Origin of the sequence: Hallella colorans, assembly GCF_003096815.1 — a bacterium.
In the GTDB taxonomy this organism is placed as follows: domain Bacteria; phylum Bacteroidota; class Bacteroidia; order Bacteroidales; family Bacteroidaceae; genus Prevotella; species Prevotella colorans.
In genome coordinates this window covers 1-25,046 of sequence record NZ_QENY01000008.1, presented here as the reverse complement: position 1 = coordinate 25,046, position 25,046 = coordinate 1, and the positions used below count along the sequence as shown (strand labels likewise).

Below are 25,046 nucleotides of genomic sequence, written 5' to 3'. Positions count from 1 at the left end.
TCGCGCAAGGATTATGCCACACTTTACAATATTTACATTTATTATGAAAATAGTGACACCCCGGAACAGGGATGTCACTATATATTATAAGGAAGAAATGCTGCCACGACCGCCCTTACGTCATCAAGCCATTAGCTGTGACTTTCAAGAACCGTGTCAGCATGTCATTCTTTATGTCACATCCCTTTTAAAGTTTCTGATCAACCTCTATCTCCGTGAATGTCTCGAGTATGTCACCCGCCTGGATATCATTGCAATTTGCCAAAGAGACACCGCACTCCAAGCCTGTCGCCACCTCTTTCACGTCGTCCTTATAACGTTTCAACGCCGCAATGGGAGCCGTCTTGACTACGATACCTTCACGCACAACGCGAGCCTTGTCCTTGTTGTGTACCTTGCCTTCGATCACCAATCCTCCAGCCACAACACCCACTTTCGAGATGTTGTAAACCTGCTTCACTTCAATTTGGGCTGTCACAATCTCCTTCTTCACTTTGTCAAGCATGCCCACCATGGCATCTTTCACATCGTCTATGGCGTCGTAAATCACAGAGTATGTATTAATTTCAACACCATTAGCGTCTGCCAAACGACGAGCCGCAGCTGACGGGCGAACTTGGAAACCCACTATAATTGCGTCTGACGCATCGGCTAACGTCACATCATTCTCAGAGATTTGTCCCACGGCCTTGAATATAACGTTGATTTGAACTTTCTCCGTGGAGAGTTTAATAAACGAGTCGCTCAACGCCTCAATTGAACCATCGGTATCACCCTTGACAATGATATTCATCTCGTGGAACTCGCCACGGGCTATACGATGAGATATATCGCTCAGCGTGAGACGTGTTTGCGTGCGCAAACTTTGCTCACGTTGCAACTGCTCTCGCTTGTTGGCGATGTCACGAACCTCTTGTTCCGTTTCCAGCACATGGAACTGGTCGCCGGCCGTCGGAGCACCATTCAAGCCAAGAATAACACATGGCTCGGCGGGTTTGGCCTCTTCTATGCGCTGGTTGCGCTCGTTGAACATGGCCTTGATACGTCCCCAGCTTGTGCCAGCGATGATAAAGTCGCCCACTTTCAGCGTACCATTGCTAACCAATACCGTGCTGACATAGCCGCGCCCCTTGTCCAAGGCACTCTCTATCACAGTACCCGTGGCCAAACGATTAGGATTGGCTTTGAGGTCGAGCATATCAGCTTCAAGAAGCACTTTCTCAAGTAATTCCTCCACGCCAATGCCTTTCTTCGCGCTGATTTCTTGGCATTGGTACTTACCTCCCCAATCTTCTACCAGCAAGTTCATCTGCGAAAGATCTTCGCGTATCTTATCCGGGTTGGCTCCCGGCTTGTCTATTTTGTTAATGGCAAACACCATTGGCACCCCTGCCGCTTGCGCATGGGCTATTGCCTCCTTGGTAGTAGGCATGACAGAATCGTCTGCGGCAATAATGATAATAGCGATGTCCGTAACCTGTGCGCCACGAGCACGCATGGCCGTAAAGGCCTCGTGACCCGGCGTATCGAGCAATGTAATGTGCCGGCCGTTGTTAAGGGTAACGCTGTAGGCACCCACGTGCTGTGTGATACCGCCCGCCTCGCCAGCGATAACATTGGTGTTACGTATATGGTCGAGTAACGAAGTCTTACCGTGGTCCACGTGTCCCATTACCGTCACGATAGGCGAACGAGGCACAAGGTCGCTCTCGTCGTCCTCTTCCACGTTCACAGCCTCTTGCACTTCGGCACTCACATATTCAGTTTTGAAGCCGAACTCATCGGCCACCAAGTTGATAGTCTCCGCATCAAGACGCTGGTTGATGGATGCCATCACGCCTATACTCATCAAGGTTGATATCACTTGGGTAACACCCACGTTCATCATCGTAGCCAATTCTGATACCGTCACAAACTCGGTTATCTTCAGCACCTTGCTCTCTTTGCGCTCCGCTTTGGCCTCAGCAGATAGTTTTTCTTGAGCAGCTTCTCGTTTTTCTTTACGATATTTGGCGCCCTTTTTGGTCTGGCTCTGCTTGCTTGTCAAGCGGGCCAAAGTCTCTTTTACCTGACGTGCTACATCCTCGTCGTTCACTTCGAGGGGTTTCTGCGAGCGTTTTCTGTTCTTGTTATTATTGTTTTTAGCCTTGCTGCCACCTCCAGTCTTGGCATTTTGCTGGTTGGCAGCCGCGTTGATATCCACCCTGTCTTTGTTAATGCGCTGGCGTTTGCGACGCGTGCCACCTCCTTGTTGCTTATTCTTGTCTTCGCGCTCCTTTCTACGCTCCTCTTTTGTCTTCTTCCGAGGGCGCATGTTTTGGTTGAGGGCGTCAAGGTCTATCTTTCCCACAACGTTTACTTTGGGTGCGTTAAGAATTTTCTTTTCACTTCTCAACTGGAACAGCTTCGGACCATCGCCTTCCTCTTCGGAGCTCTCCGTCTTTTTATTAGTTGTCTCTGGTGTGGCCGACACGTTTTCGGTGTTTTCGTCCTGACTCGTCTCCTGAGGACGTTCTACTACTTTCACGTTTTCTTCTTGTTTCGTTTCTTCTGTTTGCTTAGGCGTAGGAGGAGTCGTTATTTCAGCTTTTTGCTGAACCTCTTCCGGTAGTTTTTCTTCTTGAGTATTTATTTCTTTTTCAGGTTTTTCCGTATTCTCCAATGTAGTATGTTTGGTGGTCTCTTCCACTTCTTGTTTTTCAGGGTCAGGGCTGACGGCAGCAACCTTGTCCTGAGGCATATTGGCGGGCTGGGTGGCATCAGATGATTGGGGCGCAGGTTTATCTCCCACGTGGTCAAGATCTATCTTGCCTAATGGCCGATACTGCTGACGCCGATTGCTCTCCAACAAGCTTTCCGCCCGATGGTCTTCTTTCTTGGGTTGTGGGGCACGCTTCTTTTCTTTTGGTTTTTTAAAGAGTTTCTCGGCTTCGTTGCGAACGGCGGCATCCTGTTTAAACGCCTCTATCAAGGCGTGATACTGCTCGTCGCTCAGCTTGAAGGTAGGTTCCGCCTTCACTTCACCAAGCTCACTCTTCTTCTCAAGGAACTCAACTGCCGTCTGGAGTCCTATGTTTAATTCTCGTAACGCTTTGTTTAATCTGATGCTCATATATTCTACTTTGAAAGGGAGCAAGCTAAAGGGCAAAAAGGTAAAACCCTCACTTCCTCACCTTATCTGTTTTTTGTCTCTGTTATTAATCGTCTTTTTCCCACCTTTTTTCACTACTCGCTTTTACATGGTTATCTTGGGATTAAAGGATTGCTCATTTTGTCAATTCGACATGGCCTAATTCTCAAACTCTTTGCGAAGCACTTCTATCACGTGGTCTACGGTCTCCTCTTCCAAATCGGCCTTTTCCACCAACATTTCACGTGGTGCATTAAGTACCGCCTTAGCCGTATCGAGCCCTATTGACTTAATAGCGTCAATAATCCACTGGTCTATCTCGTCATTGAATTGCTCCAAGTACACGTCGTCTTCCTCATGGTTCGTTTCACCATCGCTCACCACACGATACACGTCAATGGTGTATTCGGTGAGCATCGAGGCCAATTTTATATTCAGTCCGCCACGCCCAATAGCCAAGCTTACCTCTTCGGGCAGCAAATACACGTCGGCCTTTCTGTTTTCCTCATCAAGGGCTATGCTTGATATTTGGGCAGGACTTAAAGCGCGCTGAATAAACAGTTTGGTATTGGCTGTCCAGTTTACCACATCTATGTTCTCGTTGCACAGCTCACGCACGATACCGTGCACCCTGCTACCCCTCACGCCCACACAAGCCCCCACAGGGTCTATGCGCTCGTCAAAACTCTCTACCGCTATCTTAGCACGCTCTCCGGGCATGCGCGCCACCTTCTTAATGGCAATAAGACCATCGGCTATCTCGGGAACCTCCTGCTCCAAGAGACGCTCCAAAAACGTTGGACTGGTGCGCGAGAGTATTATCTTGGGATTGTTGTTTTCGTTGTCCACGCGCTCAATGACGGCGCGTATAGTTTCGCCCTTGCGATATTGATCGGCCGGGATCTGCTCCGATTTGGGTAAGATCAACTCATTATTGTCATCATCGACCAACAACACCTCTCGTTTCCACACTTGATAAACCTCGGCCGCTATGAGCTGCCCCACACGATCCTTATATTTGTTATAGAGTGAGTCGTGTTCCAACTCCAATATCTTACTGGCCAAAGTTTGGCGCAATGTAAGTATGGCACGACGACCAAATTTTGCAAAATTCACTGGCTCAGACACATCCTCACCCACCTCATAGTCGTCTTCTATTTTTTGGGCATCAGCCAAACTTATCTGCTTGTTAACGTCTTCCACCTCGCCATTGGCCACCACCACACGGTTGCGATAAATCTCAAAGTCGCCTTTGTCTGGGTTAACGATAACGTCAAAGTTCTCGTCACTGCCATATATCTTTGCGAGCACGCTGCGAAATGTCTCCTCGAGCACGCTTACCAACGTAGTGCGGTCGATGTTCTTCATCTCCTTAAATTCACGAAAGGAGTCGATCATACTCATCTGCTCGTCGTCTTTTTTTCTTGCTGCCATAGCTTATTTAAAACTTATTAAGTATTTAGTATATTTTATATTGTCCATGCTATATTGGTGGTCCACATCCATCATCACAGGGCGTTTCTTGCCTTCCACCTTTACTTTCTCCTTTACCGACACTACGAAGTCGCGGCCGTCCACACTTTTGAGCGTGCCTCTGACTTTCTTTCCACTGTCGTCCAGCACCTCCACTGGCTGCCCCACATAGTTATGGTACTGTTGCTCCACCTTGAAAGGCTGTCCCCAACCTGCGGAGCCTACTTCCAATTCAAAATCTTCCTTCTCGCGATCGAGATGATTCTCGATATATTTACTGAGCTCCACGCAGTCGTTGATGTACACGCCATCAACATGATCTATCTCCACCGCGATCTTGTTATCAGGGCTGACCATCACATCCACCAAGAAATACTCCTTGTCCGTCAGCCATTCATCCACTAAGTTTCTTACGACGTTTTTGTCTATCATAAACCTGTTATTATAAAAAATGAGGAGCTCTCTCGGAGCCCCTCATTCCACTGAACGATGCAAAGTTACTAAAAAAAAAACGTTCATGCAAGAATTTTTCTGGCTTTTTCTTGTTTACGCAGACTTTTCCACGCTATCTCCAAAACAGCTATCAAATACGCCTTAGAGCATAGTTGATGAACGTTTCTCTATCTTTAAAGTATACCTTTCATCTTTTTTGATTGTCAATATCCAGGATTTTGAACTATTTTTGGATTTTTCTTTATTTCTTCTTGAGGTATTGGCATGAGATAATTGGTCGGCGCAGTGAAAGCCCTACTTACTTGTACCTGAGTTGGTTTCCACCATGCGTCGATATTATCGGCAAGAATATTAACTCCATCAGGGGCTTTGTCCATGCACCTCTCGGCCATGAGCCAACGACGTAAATCCCAAAAATTTTGATTGAGCATGTACATCTCTATCAGTCTCTCCTGCCTAACTATTTCGCGCATACCTTCTTTGCCGTTGGCCTTATCAGGATGTGCGGCATGTGCCCAAGCGGCATCCACTGAGGGAAGCCCTGCCCTTGACCTTATTTTGTCAAGGTAAGTCTTGGCCTCTCCAAGTTTGTTCACTTCTACCGCAGCCTCAGCTGCCAGAAGGTACAAGTCGGCCATGGTGAGATATGGATGTATATAATTGATTTTGGGGGATGACGCTGGCTTCAACGGATCCACCAAACGCTTGTTCAAAAATCCACTTGGCGAGTAGTTGTTATTGCGCAACGTGTTCAGGTTGGCACCTCTTCCGCTCGGCTCACCTATCATCATTTTCATCACAATTTTGCCCTCAGCCTTGCCCCTACGGTATTTTTTGTCATAATTACTTCCCTCGGGCTTATCGCCAGCTATCTCGTAATATCCATTCTCAAAGGTTGTCCAAGCGTACATTCGTGGGTCGCGGCGACAGACAAAAGCGGGCACTTTGCCTTCGGCGTACTCGCAACCAGCTGGTGCGTCGACCACTTTCCACCAATCGTTTCTGCTCGGGAACGATGGATCCTCGTCCAAGGGCAGCCCCTTGTCGGTGTAAAAGCGCTCCATCATGGCAAGCGTGGGGGCGATGGCGTTAAGCGCAAATCGTCCCTTGTCACCTTGGGCGTATGGCGCCGACTTGGCTTGTATGTCATTATTTGATTGTCCCTTGGTGTTACCCCATATTGTCTCGCTCAAGTTTCCCTTGTCAATGATAGCAAATCTCAGGCTTCGCTGTGTCATGTCGGCAGGCTCAGGAGCGTTCACATTAGTGCCCGGAACAGCCTTATAAAGCGCAAAGCCAGATTTCTCCGCTATCCTCACCGCCTCCTGGCAAGCCTCGTACGCCCTGTCCCATTTGGACTGGTCAAACTTTTGCTCGAACAGAAAAGCACCGTCAGCGTTTTTTATGTTTTTATGGGGAGCGTAGCCGTTAAACAAAGGCGAGGCGGCCATCACCAGCAATTTGGCTTTTAAAGTTTTGGCAGCCACGCTTGTAGCCAGTCCATATTCGTCTCCATCTCGTGTGGGAGGCAAATCTATGGCAGCCTCGTCCAACATATTGGCGGCGAAATCCACACATTCCGACATGGGCGCTCGCGCCTTGAATTTGTCTATAGGCACATTGACATCCTCCACGTCCTTAACTATTATGACCGGTCCATAGCTCTGTATGAGCAGATAGTAAAAATAGCCTACAAGAAACTTGGCTTGCGCCTTATAGTCACTTGCCATCTTTTTGCTCATACCTGGCACGCCATCAACATTATTAATCAATGTGTAACAATAACGCATGCCACCCATCAACTCGTCCCAATAAGACATATGGGGACTAATGGCCGTGTACGTTCCCTGCGAGAACGCGGCGAAAGGGTCAGACTCAAACGCGGTCACCACCTCATCTCCAGACAAGAAATCGATGGCACTTTGCGTGTTGCCGTTGTTGGGAATAAAGCCATAACAACTGTATAGGTAACCCTCTGTGGTGCCCTGATTGGCAAAAGCGTCTTTCTCCGTCGGTGTACCATCCGGTACGATGTCCAAGTAGTCACAACTTGCCAGCGCACACGCCATGACAAGGCTACATACTGAATATAATAATTTCTTTTTCATATCTTTATGCCATTTCTTGATTATAGATTCATTTGCAAACCTAAATTGAATGTCCTTTGTGTGGGGTAAGCCAACCCATTGCCACCACCCATCTCGGGGTCCCATAATTTAAACTTAGAGAACGTACATACGTTGATGGCCGACAAGTAAACACGGACATGCTTAAAAGAATAGCCCAGCTCCACATTCTTGAGTTTCAGGAACGAAGCGTCACGAAGCCAATAAGAAGACGCTTGGGTATTATTGGGCATGTCGTCCTTGGTCAAGCGAGGGTATGCGGCGTATGGGTTCTTGTTCTCTGGTGACCAGTGGTCGTCGTCTATAAATTTTAGCACGTTCCTGTTACTGAACGACCCGAACGGATGAAAATAGTTGAGCAACATTGACGTTTGGGCCACGCCTTGGAAGAATATTCCAAAATCTATTTTCTTAAACTTGACATTTCCTCCAAATCCATAGACCATTTGCGGCACTTTAGGATATCCCAACGGAACGACATCGTTTCCATCTATCTTGCCGTCGCATTTACCGTCCACGTTGGGCTGGTCTTTATATTTGATGTCACCAGCCGACACGTTAGGTGACAACGCCTTTTGCGACGGGCTGTTTTTCACGTCCGCCTCGTCAATGAACAACCGCTCGGCCTCATACCCGTATATGGTTTGCAGCGACGCTCCAATATACGCTTGTCGTGGATATTCTTGGTACGCAGGCTCATCCCATTTTTCTATCTTGTTCTTCGTATAAGTGAAAGTGCCACGGAGTCCTACATATAAATCCCTCGTAACCTGTTTGTTATAGTCGAGCGACATGTCCACGCCCTTGTTGCTAACCTCTGCGAGGTTGCCATAGAGCTTGGTACGGAGCGTGCCCATGTAGCTTGGCACCACGCCACGGCGTTGGAATACGTTTTTGCGATACTCCCTGAAGAAGTCCGCGCTCAATGACAAACCATCGAACAAACGCATGTCAAATCCCAAATTAAGCTTTTGGCCCACTTCCCATGTAATGCCTTTGTTCTCAAATTGCTCGTATTTCGGGCCAGACTTAGAGTAGTCTTGGTTGATGCCCGTGGTATAGCTCGGACCGCCGGTCATATAAATATTAGACATGTAAGCGAAGCGAGTACCACCTATTTGGTCATTGCCCACCAATCCGTAACTTGCTCTCAACTTGAAGAATGAGATGTAACTTTTTAAAGGTGTCCAAAAACGCTCTTCTGAAACATTGTATCCCACAGCCACAGAGGGGAAAAATCCGAAACGATTGCCCTTGGCGAAATTCTCGGAGCCATTGTATCCAAAGTTGGCCTCAAACAAGTATTTGTTCGCGTACCCATAAGTCACGCGGCCTGCCAATCCCTGTTTACGATAAGGTAGATTGCCGAGCAGGTTGCGATCGGTCACGTTTCTCGCCAGTTCGTCTTGGTTATAATTGAGCATGGCGCCCAGTTCATGCTCGCCAAACTTTTGATTCCACAGCAGCATGACATGGAAATAAACAGACCTGTTTCCTTGTGACCACCCATTGGAACGCAGGCTTGTGTCCTGCTCCCTGCCTATGGGTTGAAGGTTCAGGTCATACGTGCCGTCAGGTTTCTTAGTGTAGCTCCTAAGCTCAAAAAAGTTATGGTCTCTCATTCTTTCCGTGTCGGTGTACGACCAGTTCTTGAACGAGGCGAGCGCCGAGAGCTTTAGTCCATGAACCAACATCGAGAGGTCCTGGTCCAATTGCAAATTGGCGATAACAGTGGAGCTGAAGTTGTTGGTGTAGCCGTTTACGGCGTCGGCCATGGGGTTTTGCGCTCCCATCCATCCCAAGTTTTTGGAACCCCATCTCACGTAGTTTTGATAGTCTGTTGCCGGATAGTTGATAGGAAAATCAACAGGATTTGAGTTTATCACAGCATTGAAAATACCACCCACATTACTGTTTGGGCCTCTCGAATTGCCTATCTGCGTATTTAGCCTGAGCGCTATCGTCGTGCTCTTCGTGAGATTCATTTGTATATTGTTTTGAAACGCGTAGCGCCAATAATCCAGTTGATTGTTATATCCATAGTACCTTTGACTCACGTTTTTAAGCATGCCAGTCTGGTGGTCCACTGTCACAGACATGAAGTAGTTGAGCCTTTTTCCTCCACCACTGATGTTCATGTTTACCTTTTGGTTGAACGTATGGTTTCTGAACAGTTCGTCATACCATCTCACATTTGGAAACGCGTATGGGTCGAGCCCTTGTCTCGTGCCCTCTATTTTCTCTTTCGAATATGGGGTGGCACCAGTGGGAAGATTGGCTATCGCCTCGTTAAACAGTTCCATAAAACGTGGTCCATCCACAAATTTTGGCAATCTCGTAGGCGTGTTTACATACCCCTCCACACGAATACTGACCGATGGTTTAGCTTGGTTCTCACCTGTTTTGGTAGTCACTATTATCACGCCATTGGCGCCTCTGCTGCCATAGAGGGCCGTGGCCGTGGCGTCTTTGAGTACCGAAAATTCAGCTATCACCTCTGGGTCGAGCGCGTTGAGGTCGTCCGCGGTAATCTGCACACCATCCAATATGATTAGCGGCGATGTGGCCGGGCTCGTCGTGGACATTCCCCTTATCCAAAAGTCGGCTCCGTCAGACCTTGGCGCGCCAGACCGTTGCACAGCTATCATACCAGCTATTCTGCCGGCGAACGCCGCCGAAAGGTTGGGAGTGGGAATCTTCAACTCACGTGGCCTGATGGTCTGCACAGACCCAACGATGGAAACTTTCTTTTGTCCCGTTCCAAATGCAGTGACCACATACTCATTCAATTCTGTCGAAGAAGGGCGAAGCTCCACCTTCATGCCGTCATGAGCAGGCATCTCAGTGGTTTTATAGCCAACATATGAGAACAAGAGTTTGTCCCCTTCTTTGGCCTTGATGCTAAACTTACCATTCACGTCTGTGATGGTAGCCATCCGAGCGTCAGATTTCAATCTGACCGTGGCGCCTACAATTGTTTCGCCCGTTTCTCCGCGAACTTCACCTGTTATGGTCTTGTTTTGTGCCATAACAGACAGCATGGAGAATACAAACGAGACAAACAAAATAAGTCTTTTTGTGTTCATAAATGGATGTTTTATAAATTTAAAGAATATAACCTATGTGCTTAATACACAAAAAAGGAGACTGGAGCGCATCGTAAAGACAAGTTTTTTTTTAAAATGATAGGCGTCATCTATCTCGCGATTGTAACTACGCCACATCTTTGCTCTACCAAGATCTTAGACTTGAACATATCGCATGATACTTCACTATTATGTAAGTAACATGCGAACGAAGCATCTAAATCCTTATGTATTATACTCCCTCTTACAGAAATGATTTGTTAATTTGTTTTAGCGAAATACTCTCTACCGCTTACAAGGACATAAAATTAATTTATTTTCTTTAAATTACAGGCTCGTGCAAAAATTTATGTTTGTTTTTATTTATTTTTAACAAATTGTCTCCACGACCTCATGATATCCATACCAACTCTTCTCTACCCACATGACACAGTATTGTCGATAACCAAGCCATGCCCATAACCGTTTTTCGATCACGCTGCAAAAAACGCTACTATATCGTCTTATTTCTCAACGTAGATTGTGTATGTGTAAAATTAAAGTCACAAAAAAATGTGCTTCCATACTTGTCATTTTAGAGAAAGGCAAAGCCTTCAATAATCGCCAAACCTCTTAATATTTCAAAAAAAATAAAATAATGACACCCCAAATATCTCAATCGCAACGCGTCTGAGCACTTATCAGGTGACGTTTAGAGGCTATACACCCTGCGTTTAAGAACTAAACGAGACGTGTTTAAGGCTTAATCGCGTCGGCTTTAGACCTTAATCCGAAAATAAAAAACGAACGCAAAGATATAAAATAACGTAAAAACGCTATAAAACGCTATCAACAAGATAGTTGCAAAAATCTATCCATTTTCGCAATATTCCGAGTTAATGCAAGAAAAAATTCAAATACGCGAGGCACAAACCGCCTTTTGTCAGTTTTTTTTGATATTTTTTATAAGGCATGGGGGATTGTCCATAATGGGCATAAACCCATTATGGACATACTCTATAGCCGCTTGCTGAAAAATGCAAGCGTCAAGAAACCAAACTATCAACCTTGCACGCGACTCACCAATTCGGCGGGCAACGTTGGCATTGCGCCCTTTTGCGTACACACGTAAGCACTCACGTCCACGGCCAAACTGTGTGCCTCGGCAATGGACATGCCCGCAAGAATAGCGGCCGTGAAACTGCCCGTGAATGAGTCGCCAGCCCCAACAGTGTCCGCTACTTTAACGTTCGGTGTTTCTTTGAAGCTCTTGGTACCGGGCGCGAAGACATAGCTGCCATTGGTGCCACATGTCAGCACCAGCATATCAAGGTCGTATTTGCCAAGGATGAGCCAGCATTTGTTCTCCATGTCAAGCCCGGGATAATCGAACATGCGACCGATTATAACCAATTCTTCATCGTTAATTTTCAACACGTTGCACCGTCTCAGACTGTCTCGAATGATCTCCTTGGTATAGAAATTGCCACGCAGATTAATGTCAAAAATCTTAAGGCAACTCTCTGGCGTGGCATCTAAAAAGCTGTGAATAGTGCCGCGCGAGATCGCATCACGTTGAGCCAACGTACCAAAACACACGGCCCGGGCATTGGCCGCCACATCTTGCATCTCGGGCGTGAATGGTATGTTATCCCATGCCACATTGTTTTTAATGTCGTAAGTGGGTATACCATCGTCGTTAAGTTCTACGCCTACGGTACCTGTGGGATAGCCCACGCGGGGCATGATGTAATCAAGTCTTTTGCCATCAAGCTGCCTGAGAGTCTCGTCGCCCAAGATATCGTTACCCAATGCACTGACAGCGATTGCATCTTGACCAAACTGACCAGCATGATAAGCGAAGTTTGCTGGCGCACCGCCAAGTTGGGCACCTTGCGGAAGCATGTCCCACAACGCCTCTCCAAGTCCTACTATATATTGTTTCATAATGATAGATTGTCCGCGCGAGGCCTCCGAGCCTCATCGATAGCAAATGCGATATGGTAATCTAAAGGCCTGCGCGGAACTTAATTTATATGGTTTGTAATATTTCAGAAAATGTTTTCATACACTGTGTGCGCGCTATTGATCGAACGGTATATGGTAGCAGATTATTTATTGATACGACCTATATAACTCAACAGATACAGCACGCCTACCGCCATCACCATTACTGCGCCAACCTGACCGATGGCATCGCTGGCAAAACCCATGAACAGCGGGAAAACAGTACCACCAAAAAGCCCCATGATCATCAAGCCGCTTACCGCGTTTTTCTTGGTGGGCACCGAGAGAAGAGCCTGAGAAAAGATAATGGAAAACACATTGGAGTTGCCATAGCCGAGCAGCGCAATGGCAACATAGAGTGCCCATCGCTCTGTGCCAACACCCAATCCTGCCATGCCCAACGCCATCATGGAGACGCTGATGACAAAGAACGATCGGATAGACATAATGCGCAGGAAATAGCTACCAGTGAGACAACCTGCGGTTCGGAAGATGAAATATAGGCTCGTAGCAAAGGCTGCCTCGTTGAGCGACATGCCCAAGCGCTCCATCAAAATCTTTGGTGCCGTGGTATTGGTGCCCACATCAATGCCCACGTGGCACATGATACCAAGAAAGCTGAGCAACACAATCGGCATGCCCAAAAGACGAAAGCTGTCTGCGAAAAGCCTCAACACAGAGTTTTCCGTATCTGCCCCCTCGTCGGCTCGCTCCTCGTCTATAGGTGTAAGCCCCAGCAACAGCATGGCCACAATGGCCACAACCATATAGATGGGAAAAAGCACGCGCCACGACAGCCCAAAACAAGGGATGGCGGCAGTGGCTCCCCACATGGCAATGTAGGGTGCCATGAACGAAGCGATGGCCTTAACAAACTGACCGAAGGTGAGCGTCGAGGCCAAATGGCCACTGATAAGCATGGACACCAAAGGGTTGAGTGAGGTTTGCATGAGTGCGTTGCCTATGCCCAAAAGTGAGAAAGCGACAAGCATGACGTAAAAGCTCGCTGAGAAAATAGGCAGCAGCAACGACACGATAGTGACGACAAGCGAGAGTAGCACCGTTTTCTTGCGCCCTATCTTGTTCATCAATACACCCGTAGGTACGGAGAAAATAAGAAACCAGAAAAACACCAACGATGGCAGTACATTGGCCACCGAGTCGGTCAGTCCTAAGTCTGACTTGACATAATTGGATGCGATGCCCACTAAATCCACGAAGCCCATGACAAAGAAGCAGAGCATCACGGGTATGAAGGCTATTTTATTAGTTTTACTCATGATTTAAGTTTTTGGAGACTTTGGATGATTTATCTCAATTCGTAGACGCGGGCTTTGCCACCATTGACTACAAGTGAGGTATAGGGAGACGATGGAAACACGATGTTAGACATGGCCATTTTGCCATCTGCGTCAAACACCTCTATGCTGCTTTTATCCACAAATATTTGGAGTTGGCGTATGCGTCCTCGCGTGGGTGCGTTGGTCACGACAGCAAAATCGGCAGAGAAAGCGGTATCGCCGCTCTTGGAGCGATCCATGCTGAATGTCTCGTTGGCTACGTCGTAGGTCATCACCACACACTCTCCCTTGGCGTTAGACAGCGTGATGGTGGCGTTTCCGCGCAGCTTCACGTCTATGCGACAGGCATCGGCAAGCTTTCTCGATGGTTTGTCCCTAAATGCGCGCAACACCTCGGGGGATGGTTTCACACTGCAATAGCTCTCGCCTCGATAGGTGAACAGGCCGAGATCACGCGGCAAGCCATTGGCCGATCGATACTGCCGCGTGGGTACTTGCCCTGCATATTGCCAATTGCTCATCCATGGCATGGCCACATGACGGCCGTCGGGAGCGTTGGAGAAAGTGACGGTGGCATAGTGATCTTTACCCCAGTCCATCCATTTGATCTCGCCCGGAGTGTCCTCACACACGAACTTGCGACCGTCAAAACTGCCCACGAAATACTGGGTGGCCGAGCCACCGAAGGGACCTCCGGGATTGATGTTGCAGATGAGCAACCATCGATCGCCCATATTCAGCAGGTCTGGACATTCCCACACGCCGCCGTGGCAGCCGTAGCCCTCGCCAAAATCACTCTCGAAAGTCCACTCTTTGAGATTGTGCGAAGTGTATATTTTCATGTGCTGCCCCTCGGCCAAGATCATGTTCCATTTGCCAATCTCCTCATTCCAAAATACATGCGGATCGCGAAAGTCGGGGGTGTTGGAAACGAGCACGGGATTACCAGCATATTTGACGAACGTCTTGCCGTTGTCAACGCTGTACGCCAAACTCTGAGTCTGGCTGCGAGCGGCAGATGTGTACATGGCCACAATAGCTCCAGCGCCAAATCCTGCTGTGTTATCCTTGTCAACAACAGCCGAGCCACTAAAGATGGTTCCCAACGCATCAGGAAGCACAGGGTCGCCCTCGAAAGTCCAATTCACCAAATCGCGCGAGATGGAATGACCCCAAGTCATGTTCTCCCACTGTGATCCGAAGGGGTTGTGCTGGAAGTAAAGGTGCCACGTACCGTCCTTGTAAAACATACCATTGGGATCGTTCATCCATCCCCACAAAGGTGTGTGGTGGTATCTTGGGCGATGACGCTCGCGATTGGTGGTGTCGAAAGTGTCAGTGTATCGTACCTGTTTCCAGCAAACGTATTCGTTTATTGGTATGTCATTGCCCATCTCTGTCCTGGCGTTCTTATCGGGAAAGCTGATGTCAAGTATTCCCTGGGATGAGCCCAGAATATCGAGAGGGAGCGGTACAACATAGTCCACCTTGCTCACAGCCAATTTGCAATTGAATTCTCTGACCACCCTATCTCCTTTGATGAGGCGTAGATGTGCGTTCTCCTGACTTTCCTCTACAGGCAAAAGTAGGTATTTAGCCGTAGCGCTCACACGCAGCATGGCGTGGGTAGAGCCGAGAAACATAGTCTCGAAAGGCTGTGCGTTAGCTATGACGCAGAGGCAAATCAACGTCATAGTGGCAATCGTAGTTTTAAGTGTGCTAAACATCATATAGGTTTTTATGAGTCATTCTTTTTTTTAAAAATGTGGCCAAAGCATGTCTGTCATGGCAATGACATTTTCTCATGCTATTTAAACGCTCTCTTAGCCTATGGCTAAACACGTCTTAAACGCCTGACACGCATGCGACAAAATGGGATATAGGGTCCAACTTTATTACCCCTATTCATATCCTTTATTCTGTGAGTAGAGGCCAGGGATGTAATAAAGCTGATTGTATGGTACCGGGAAATATTCGTTCTTACCCGGCGTGAAGTGTGCATCCCTGTAGTATTTGGCATAAGTTTGCCCCTCGTAGTTGTCTTCTACCTCACGCTTGAAATACTCGTTGAGTGTCTTAGAGAGCAATCCCCAACGCCTGAGGTCAAAGAAACGCGCGTGCTCCATACCCGTCTCCACACGTCGCTCCCATCTCAAGCATTCACGGGCCATAGCCTGTGTGGCGAAATATTTGTCAGGGTAAAGTGCTATCTCGCACTGGTTTGCGGCATAATTGATATGCTTATTGATAGAGTTTGCCGCACGCTGCCGTATATGGTTAATTATAATTCTGGCCTCAGCGAGACGCCCAATCTCTATAAGTGCCTCGGCCCTGTCAAGCATTACATCTGTGTATCGAATGACATAATCATTCATGGCAAAAGCCTGCCACGGCGTGTTGTATGTCTCGCCCTTGCCACGTTGCGGCACCTCTTTCAGGGAAGAATAGTAGCCATAGGTGTTTGGGGTGCGTGAATTGGCTTTCGTCTGCATATATTTTTGCTCATATTTATAAGGAAACGTGGGCATGCCCACCGTGTGGAACAAGCGCGGGTCCCACTTCTGTGCGGTTGGGAAACCGTTGACTGGATGGTCGTTGGAACGGTTATAATCATCAAACAAGGGTAACCCGTCCTTGGTTTTAAAGGCGTTGACCAAATCTTGCGATGGCTTGTGAAAATCCCATCCGCACGACCACATGCCCCACATGCCATTCAACATGTTAGCCCAATTGGCCCTGCCGTATTTCGTATTGTCATCCTCGTAATTGGAATGTTGTACCGCAAACACCGACTCTTTGCTGTTTTTATGCTCAGGAAGAAATATGTCGCCATAATCATCGAGGTATCCATAGTTGGAGTTTTTGACTACGTCTGTATATTCTACCACCTTCTGCATATAGTCTTTGTTGATGAATTTTATACCGGTGCTGTCCTCGTAACCATTGCCCCATGCTATGTTCAGGTAGCATTTGGCCAAATAGGCCGCTGCCGCCACTTTGTTGGCTCGCCCACCCTCATACTGGTTGGCGGGCAAAACGTCGTATGCATGCTGGAAATCAGCTATAACTTTGTCCCACAATTGTTTATGGGAGAGTGCGTCGTTTCTTATTTGCTCTTGCGTGCCTTCTTTATAGACCATCTCGTCAATCCAAGGTATTTTATTAAAAACCATCAATAGTTTGTAGTAGAGATGCGCCCTTAGGAATTTCACCTCGCCTATTCTTTGGGCTGTGACTTGCTCACCGAGTTTGGATTTCCCATAGGTGTCCAACGATAATAAAGCTCTGTTACACCGACTAATACCTACGTAAAGACGATACCATAACTCGTCCAAATGTCCCAATGTTGGTGTCAATGCGCTGAACACCTCCACAGCATGATATTCCGTGTCGGTGGTACCCGATCCACCTTTGAGACAATCGTCGGAGGCCAGATCGCCGTAAGGCCAAAGGTTAAATGGATAAGTGTACCAGTCGTCGCCCAGGATAGCATAGGCCGACGTCACCATACCATCAGGGTCTGAGAATGCCAGATCCTCGTCTACGATAGCTGTTGGTTTGTAATCAAGAAAGTCGTTGCAACCGATTGTCACCATCGCGACAGCAATTGCAAATATGGAGGATAATATATTTGTTTTCATTTCAGAAAGAGATAAAAAGTTGTTAGAAACCAATTTGCAGACCAAACGATACTGATGTGGCCAATGGGTAAGCCCAGTTGGGATTCTCTGGGTCTGAGCATGTGAGACTGCTACTCTTCACGGTCAGCAGATTTTGCCCAGAAATATAAGCTCGAGCACTTGCCATGCGCCACTTGGAGACGATATTTTGTGGAAGGCTGTATCCTACCTGCAAAGTTCGCAACTTGAGATATGAGCCATTCTCCACATAGTAATTGGAGACACGTCCCTCGTCGGCCGTGTTATTGGTGGTAAGCGCAGGGATGGTGGAGGTAGTGTTATCGGTGGTCCAAGCGGATAGCATTCGGTTACCTTTATTGGAGCCTGCGTCCGTAACACTCCAGAAATCTGTTTGGAATTTTTGGTTGTTGTACACATCTTGGTTCATCACGCCCTGCCAAAACATGCTTAAATCTATCCCCTTATAGTTCAAGGCTACGTTCAAGCCATACGAGAAAGCAGGCACAGGATTGAATATCCAAGTTTGGTCTGCCTCGGTAATTCGCCCGTTTCCATCCAAGTCCGCATATTTCAAGCCGCCAAGTCTAGCATTTGGTTGCCCTGAGGCAAGCACCTCTTCTTTCGTTTGGAACAATCCGTTGGTAACATACCCGACGATGGATCCATAAGGTTTGCGCGCCTCCACTAAGTTTTGTTTTGTAGTGTGTGCGTAAGAGCCTGTGGTCGAAGATGGTAGTTGTGTTACCCTATTGCGGAAGAAATCGAGATTTCCGTTTATGTCTATTTCCAACCCATTAGCCAAGGTTTGGCGATAGCCCATCATAAACTCCATACCCCAGTTGCGTAGCGATGGGCCGTTGGACCATTGTGCCCCACCCTCACCCATCACCGCCAGATACGCTGGATTGATGAGCATGTCCGTGATATTCTTGATATACGCGTCCACCGTGCCATATAGCGCATTATCAAAAAACATATAGTCCAAGCCTATATTATACTGCGTGGTGGTTTCCCACTTCAAGTTTTCGTTAGCCCTTTGTATGGCTCTATAGCCCGACGGGAACGTGCCACTGCCTGCAAGACTTAGGTCGTAAGCCGTGGACGTGGTGCGATCAAGGCCATAGTCGGCTACGTAAAGGCCGTAATGTGCATTATTGTCAATACCCTGATTACCAGTTTTACCCCAAGAAAGGCGCAGTTTCAAATCGTCTATCCATCTCGCGTGCATTAGTTCAGAAAAGCGAAAACCGAGTGTGGCTGCGGGAAAATCGCCCCAACGGTGCCTCTCTCCAAATCGAGAGCTGCCATCATGACGTAACGTGAACGAAGCCAATAGCAGGTCTCTATAGTTATAATCTACCTTTCCGAAGAACGACGCAAGACGATATCCCACTTTCGCTCCCGTATTATGCGCAGCTCCCGTGGCTGCATTAGGCCACATATAGTGCTTGGTTTCTAAAGCGTACCCTTCGGAAAGGGCGTGAAAATCCACCAAGCTCTGCTTGTTGATCTCTGAGCCAAGTAGCACGTTAAAATGATGGTTTTTGTTGTAATCAAATAGGTAGTTGAGCGTGTTAGACCATGTATAATTGGTGTTATTAGTCTGTCCCAGATCTGTTTTGGCTACATTGTTGTTCACAATATCAGAAGCATAGGTATGCGTCAAGGCATTGATAAACGACGTGGTGTAATCCAAACCGAAGTTAGATCTGAACAAGAGACCTTTCAGTGGTGTAACTTCCACGTAGGCGTTGCCAAAGAGTTTCCAAAAGTCCAAATGGTTGTCTTTATTATGATACAGTTCTCGCATAGGGTTTTGGCGGTCGCTCATACCACCCACAGGTCCTGCGAATGTCACCCCATCTTTTTCATAGACAGGTACTGTGGGCGACATTTTGAGTGCGTTCTCCATGGGTGCACTATCCACTTGCTTATTATACGACAATGTAAAGTTCTCTCCTACCTTCACCATTTTGTTTATTTGATAAGAGTTGTTCAATCGAGCCGCAATACTTTGAAAATCGGTATATTTCAAGATCCCATCGTTTTTCTTATACCCCAATGAAAACATGGAAGTGGTTTTATTCGTCGCACTTGATAGAGATACATTGTAGTTGCGCGAGAAACCCACTCTCGAGATTTCTCCCATCCAGTCAGTATCTGAGCAAACCATACTACGTTTAGAGTTGATATAGCCATCATAGCGACCATTTACCGTAAAGTTTTCATAACGTTTGGCTATAGGATTCCATGCCGTAATATCCACGCCTTTTTCCGCTTTTAGGTTTAAACCATAATTGGCGGCATAAGCCACAGGATCCATCCCGTCGTTCAGGGCGGCTTGTGCCATAGCCGTAGCGTATCCCTTGGTATCTAACAGTTTCATCTTTGACTGTGGCGTGTAGAACTGTGCGGTGAGGTTAGCCGAGAAGTCCACTTTTATTTTGTCTCCCTTCTTGCCTTGCTTTGTCGTGATAATAATCACGCCATTGGCGGCCCTGCTACCATAAATAGAGGCCGATGCAGCATCTTTGAGCACTTGCATGCTTTCGATGTCGTTTGAGTTGAAAGTGTTCATGGCCGATGTTAATGGAACACCATCCACGATATACAGAGGTTCTTGCGAAGAGTTGAAAGAACCTATGCCTCGCACGCGAACCGTGGCTGTACCGCTAGGCGACCCTGTGTCTGTGATGGTAACACCTGCCACACGTCCCTGAAGCGCTTTCATTGGATCCGCATCGGGCGATGTCCTTATGGCATTGGTCTTCACTACCGATACCGCCCCGGTCAAGTCGGCCTTGCGTTGGGTGGTATAACCCGTCACTACTACCTCGTTGAGATCGTTGGCATCTTCCTTAAGGATGATTTTCATAGCCACCGCGGCAGGAAACTCCATTGTGCGATAGCCTATATAAGAGATGACAAGCGTTGCCCCCTTAGTCACCTCCAACTTAAACTTTCCGTCTATGTCGGTCACTGTACCGTTATTTGTACCTTTCTCCATGACCGTTGCACCGATTACCTCCAAGCCTGTCTCATCGACAATAGAGCCCGAAGCCTTGAGTTGTTGCGCGCTCGTGACCGCGCAAACCATTATGAGCGCAAGGCTCATGATTGTCCTTTTTAGGTTTTCCATCGAATGTTCGTTTACGTTAGTACTTAGGTTTAACGCTCACAAAATTAGCGCAACGTTGTCAAGCCGTCATTAAAATATCGTTCATTGAATAGCAAAAACGTAACCCACGTAACATTTTTGTTATTCAATGAAAGATTTTTTGCACTTGAGGAAAACTATTTGTTGCCTTTGCGCCTCAACTCATAAGTTCACTCGGACTCGCGCCAAACTCATCCTTGAAACACTTGGTGAAATAAGAAGGCGACGTAAAACCCACGGCGTAAGCCACCTCTGAGATGCTTTGTCCCGTGGTCTCGAGTAGTTTTTTACCACGCAGAAGTCGGGCCGTCCGTAAGAGCTCCACTGGCGATCTACCCGTGAGGGCTTTCACTTTGCGATAAAGTTGCACCCGGCTCAGTCCTACCTCCTCGCCTATACGTTCAACGTTAAGGTCAGGATCTGACAGCGACGCTTGTATGATAGTGCGCAGGTTGGCGATGAAACGGGTATCCCTGTCGCCCATCAATGGTCTCGCAGACGCTTCGGGAGCTTTGGTCTCCATTCCCCGCCCAAACTCTGCCGTCTCGCCTTTGGCAAACAATTGGCGCAGTCGCTCGCGGTTTTGTAACAGGTTGCCGATACGAGCCAAAAGCACTTTGGAACTGAACGGCTTAGTGATATACGAGTCTGCACCCGTCTTATAGCCTTCAGTCATCTGGTCATCCAACGTCCTTGCCGTGAGCAAAATTACCGGAATGTGACTCGTCTCTGTGTGCGTCTTCAACGCTCGGGTAACCTCCAACCCATCCATCACGGGCATCATCACGTCACAAACAACCACATCTGGCACCATTTTTCGAGCCAAGGCCAAACCATCTTTACCATTAGCAGACTCCATCACATGGTAACGACCTCTCAATATAGACTTCAGATAAGAGCGTACGTCGTCGTTGTCATCAATGACAAGTATCTCGGGTTTGGCTGTTTTGTCCGCCGATACCACGTCGTCCAAGTGGGTATCCACGTTAACTGGCCCTTCTTCACGCCACGCAACAGGCATGGTGGTTGTTCCCACGCTCGTCCTTTCATTTACGATGGCTCCCGCCTGCCGTACAGGCAACTTCACCACAAAACGAGTTCCCTTGCCCATCTCGCTCTCTACGCTAACCTTTCCTTGGTGCAACTCGGCGAAAGCCTTGACCAAGGCAAGCCCTATGCCCGTTCCGCCGACAGTTCCATGTGCTTGGTAGAACCTGTCAAAGACGTTTGGCAGGTCTTCTCTCGCCATGCCGACGCCCGTGTCCTCCACACATATTATATAATGGTCGCCTTGCCTTTTTATTCTTGTGGTTACACTTCCACCCCCGGATGTGTATTTCAGTGCATTGCTCATCAGGTTCATGTAGAGATGATTAATCTTCTCCGCATCAGCCATAATGGTCTCTTCGTCGTCCACATGACATTCCATAACCAACCTGACACCTTTGGCCTCGGCAGCCGACTTAAAAGCGGCACACCACTCGCGCAGTTCCCGAGCAATGGCAAAGCGACCGAGCCGCAACTCCATCTTGCCACTCTGCACCTTTCTAAAATCCAATATCTCGCTAACCAATTGCGCCAATACACGCACATTGCGGCGCACCATCTCAAGTGTTTGTCTTGTGCTAACTTGCATGCCGGTCGACTCGAGGAGGCGGTCTATCGGATCGGCTATCAGCGTGAGGGGCGTGCGCAGCTCGTGGCTCACGTTGGTAAAAAAGGCCAATTGGGCCTGCGTCATATCTTTCACCTCAGCGTTCAGCCGTTGCAACTCCGCATTGCTATCAGTCAGTTTCGCATTGAGTTTAGCCTTGTCCAAATACGCCCTGTATGTCACGACAACGGCAATGATTATACAAACCAGGACCACTGCTAACAGCACAATAAACCACCGTTGCATGGTGTATTGGTTAAAATAGGCATCTACCTTCTTGTGCATCAAGTCGAGATTGGAATTTTGTCGTGCCATATCCTTGGCTTCCATGAGCAATAATTCTGCGTTTTCACGAGTCACGATGGTAGTCGTGAGCGGATTTTCACGTCTGTATGGCTTCCCGCGCAATATCTTCATGGCCAAAGCGATGACCTCATCGCCTTTGGTGGGATACACGTATGATGCCTCGAACAAGCCGTCACGCACCAATTCCAATCCTCCTCCCTCCGTGGCCAAAGCGTCCACGCCTACAAACTTGGGCATTCTCTCCACACCATGCTTGCGCAATGACACATATGCCCCCCAAGCCATGCGATCGTTATGTCCAAAAACATAGTCAAATTGGCGCGTTCTTTCCAATATATTGTCCATGGCCTTGGTGCCGCTCTCTTCTTTCCAGTCGCCCGCCTCCGAGGCTACCAAGCGCACGTCTTCAAATGCTTTGAGCGCGTCTACAAACCCTTTATGCCGCTCGGTGGCAGGCGATGAGCCCTCCAAGCCCCTTATCTCCACCACACGCCCATGACCATGCAGCCTGTGTCCCACAAAATTGCCCATAGCCTTACCTATGCCATAGTTATCGCCACCAATAGCAGCGGTGTATTTGTCAGTGTCCACCTTGCGGTCATAAAGTATCACCGGGATGCCTTTTCGATACGCATTCTCTATGGCAGTGGTGATGGACTTGTACTGGTTGGGGGCCACAATGATAAGGTCCACTCCAGCGTTCACGAAATGGTTGATTTGTGCTATCTGTTTTTGGCTGTTGTCATTAGCAGAGGCGAGTACCACCTCCAACGAGTCGTTAAAGTATTCAGCGGTTTTCAACTCCCTGTTCAACTTGTCTCGCCAGATGTCCTCGCTGCACTGCGAGACACCTATCACATATTTCTTATGATGGTCTTCACAACCCATAAGTAGCAATATAAGGAATAAGGCAAATGATGTCTTTCGCATAGACTCATGGTTTATCATCTTTGCAAAGATAACAAAAAGGTGCGGTAATTCATTCCAGCACACCAAAAACTTTCAAAACCGGACAAGCCCTGTCAAAGCCATAACTTCGTCGTGGACACATTGCTGTCACTGCTTGATACGATCATTACACTTGTCACAGCCACCCAACGGGTCATGGCGTATGCTCTTCGCTAACGCCCATGTCACATCAATCAAAAGGGAGGTCACGGCCCACGGCCTTGACCTCCCCCATGAAAAAAAATTATGAAAGTAACAAAACTTAATCTATCTCCTCGTCAGCCTCATATCCACCCATTTCCCTAATGGCGTTTTTCAGCATGGTGTATTGCTGGAAGAGGTTGTTTACAGGTTGCTCGTCTTTTGTGAAATCGTGCATGGGGCACTTGAGGAAGAAACTCAAGAACCGCTGTATGCCATATCGTCCAGCACGGGCAGCAAGGTCACAGAGCAGTGTCAGGTCGAGTAACAACGGCGCTGCGAGTATGGAGTCGCGACAAAGAAAGTTGATCTTGATCTGCATGGGATAGCCCATCCAACCGAAAATGTCAATATTGTCCCATCCCTCCTTGTTATCATTACGAGGCGGATAGTAGTTGATGCGTACTTTGTGATAATAGTCTGTATACAGATCGGGTTGATCCTCGGCTCTCAATATGCTTTCCAAAGTAGAGAGCTTGCTCACTTCCTTGGTGTGGAAATTTTCCGGTTCATCTAACACAAGACCGTCTCGGTTGCCAAGAATATTTGTGGAGAACCATCCGTCCAAGCCGAGACAGCGTGTGCCAATGATTGGCGCAAAACCGCTTTTCACGAGTGTCTGACCTGTCTTAAAGTCCTTGCCAGCTATCGGCATTCTTGTCTTTTCGGCCATTTGCCACATTGCCGGGATATCCACGGTGGTGTTTGGCGCTCCCATCACAAACGGAGCACCCTCGCTTAAGGCCGCATAGGCATAGCACATCGATGGAGCCACATGCTGCCGATCGTCATCTTTCATAGCCTTCTCAAGGCTGGCAATAGAGCCGTGCCACTTCTCGTCGTAAGGAACATATATTTCTGTCGACGCTGCCCAGATCACAACTATGCGCGCGCAGCCATTCTTTTCTTTAAATTGACGAATATCCTTGCGCAGATTTTCCACCATCTGCCAGCGCGTGGCACCTTTCATTATATTGTCGCCTTCTATACGTTTGGCATAGTTGTGGTCGAAAGCTGCTGGCATGGGCACTATTTTTTCCAATTCGTCACGAACGGGGTTGATATCCTTTTCTCTCAACACCTCAGCGTACATGGCAGCCTGATAGGCGTTTTGTGGATATGGGTCCCATGTGCCAAAAACAATATCAGAGAGCTTAGCCAAGGGCACTATGTCGCCATAATGAAGATATTGCTTGCCTTCTCCCTTGCCCACACGTATCTTGTCGTATTGGGTCATGGAACCTATGGGCTTGGCCAATCCCTTGCGAGCCATGAGCACACCTGTCATAAAAGTCGTGGCCACGGCTCCGCAGCCCACCACCATGATACCTAATTTGCCCTCTGCGGGTTTCACATTCTCGTTTTTCATTGCATTTATAGTTTTTAGAATCAAATATAGTTAATAGTCTAAAACAATTATGATAGTTTGAGCAAATTTAGCTAAATTATTTGAGATAAATAACTCTTTAAGTTAAAAAACAAAAAAAATTATTGCTGTCCGGTAAAACTCAAAAGAGCATAAATATCCTCCCCGAAGCCCAGTAAAATTGGACTTCGGGGTTTATTTTTTCAAAAGTAAGCCCC

At 47.7% G+C, this 25,046-nt stretch carries 12 protein-coding genes; all 12 read right to left on the bottom strand.

Annotated elements, in window-relative coordinates; genetic code table 11:
- Window positions 1-187: 187 nt before the first annotated feature.
- Window positions 188-3,112 (bottom strand): translation initiation factor IF-2, encoded by a 2,925-nt coding sequence (gene infB / locus C7379_RS05350; RefSeq protein WP_116616344.1) that lies wholly within the window; start codon window positions 3,110-3,112, stop codon window positions 188-190.
- A gap of 177 nt (window positions 3,113-3,289) precedes the next feature.
- On the bottom strand, window positions 3,290-4,564 hold the full coding sequence (gene nusA, locus C7379_RS05345; protein ID WP_116616343.1) for a transcription termination factor NusA: 1,275 nt from the start codon (window positions 4,562-4,564) through the stop codon (window positions 3,290-3,292).
- Between the two features lie 3 nt (window positions 4,565-4,567).
- Window positions 4,568-5,035, bottom strand: coding sequence for a ribosome assembly cofactor RimP (rimP, locus tag C7379_RS05340; protein WP_116616342.1), 468 nt, complete (start codon window positions 5,033-5,035; stop codon window positions 4,568-4,570).
- A gap of 224 nt (window positions 5,036-5,259) precedes the next feature.
- Window positions 5,260-7,164, bottom strand: coding sequence for a RagB/SusD family nutrient uptake outer membrane protein (locus C7379_RS05335; RefSeq protein WP_165815029.1), 1,905 nt, complete (start codon window positions 7,162-7,164; stop codon window positions 5,260-5,262).
- Between the two features lie 20 nt (window positions 7,165-7,184).
- A complete protein-coding gene (locus C7379_RS05330) occupies window positions 7,185-10,268 on the bottom strand; it encodes a SusC/RagA family TonB-linked outer membrane protein (RefSeq protein WP_116616341.1) in 3,084 nt (1,027 codons plus the stop codon).
- A gap of 1,041 nt (window positions 10,269-11,309) precedes the next feature.
- Window positions 11,310-12,194: a carbohydrate kinase family protein gene (locus tag C7379_RS05325; protein ID WP_116616340.1), complete on the bottom strand. Its 885-nt coding sequence runs from the start codon at window positions 12,192-12,194 to the stop codon at window positions 11,310-11,312.
- 164 nt (window positions 12,195-12,358) lie between these two features.
- Window positions 12,359-13,534: an MFS transporter gene (locus C7379_RS05320; protein ID WP_036893791.1), complete on the bottom strand. Its 1,176-nt coding sequence runs from the start codon at window positions 13,532-13,534 to the stop codon at window positions 12,359-12,361.
- A 29-nt stretch (window positions 13,535-13,563) separates the two neighbouring features.
- The gene (locus tag C7379_RS05315; RefSeq protein ID WP_116616404.1) at window positions 13,564-15,282 is read right to left on the bottom strand and encodes a glycoside hydrolase family 32 protein; all 1,719 of its coding nucleotides are present in this window, start codon (window positions 15,280-15,282) and stop codon (window positions 13,564-13,566) included.
- A gap of 174 nt (window positions 15,283-15,456) precedes the next feature.
- Window positions 15,457-17,196, bottom strand: a complete 1,740-nt coding sequence (locus tag C7379_RS05310; RefSeq protein WP_116616339.1) for a RagB/SusD family nutrient uptake outer membrane protein — start codon at window positions 17,194-17,196, stop codon at window positions 15,457-15,459.
- 22 nt (window positions 17,197-17,218) lie between these two features.
- Window positions 17,219-20,335 (bottom strand): SusC/RagA family TonB-linked outer membrane protein, encoded by a 3,117-nt coding sequence (locus C7379_RS05305; RefSeq protein ID WP_116616338.1) that lies wholly within the window; start codon window positions 20,333-20,335, stop codon window positions 17,219-17,221.
- Window positions 20,336-20,510: 175 nt separating this feature from the next.
- Complete coding sequence (locus C7379_RS05300; RefSeq protein ID WP_116616403.1) at window positions 20,511-23,243, bottom strand: substrate-binding domain-containing protein; 2,733 nt, start codon at window positions 23,241-23,243, stop codon at window positions 20,511-20,513.
- Window positions 23,244-23,523: 280 nt separating this feature from the next.
- On the bottom strand, window positions 23,524-24,831 hold the full coding sequence (locus tag C7379_RS05295; RefSeq protein ID WP_116616337.1) for an inositol-3-phosphate synthase: 1,308 nt from the start codon (window positions 24,829-24,831) through the stop codon (window positions 23,524-23,526).
- Window positions 24,832-25,046: the final 215 nt, after the last annotated feature.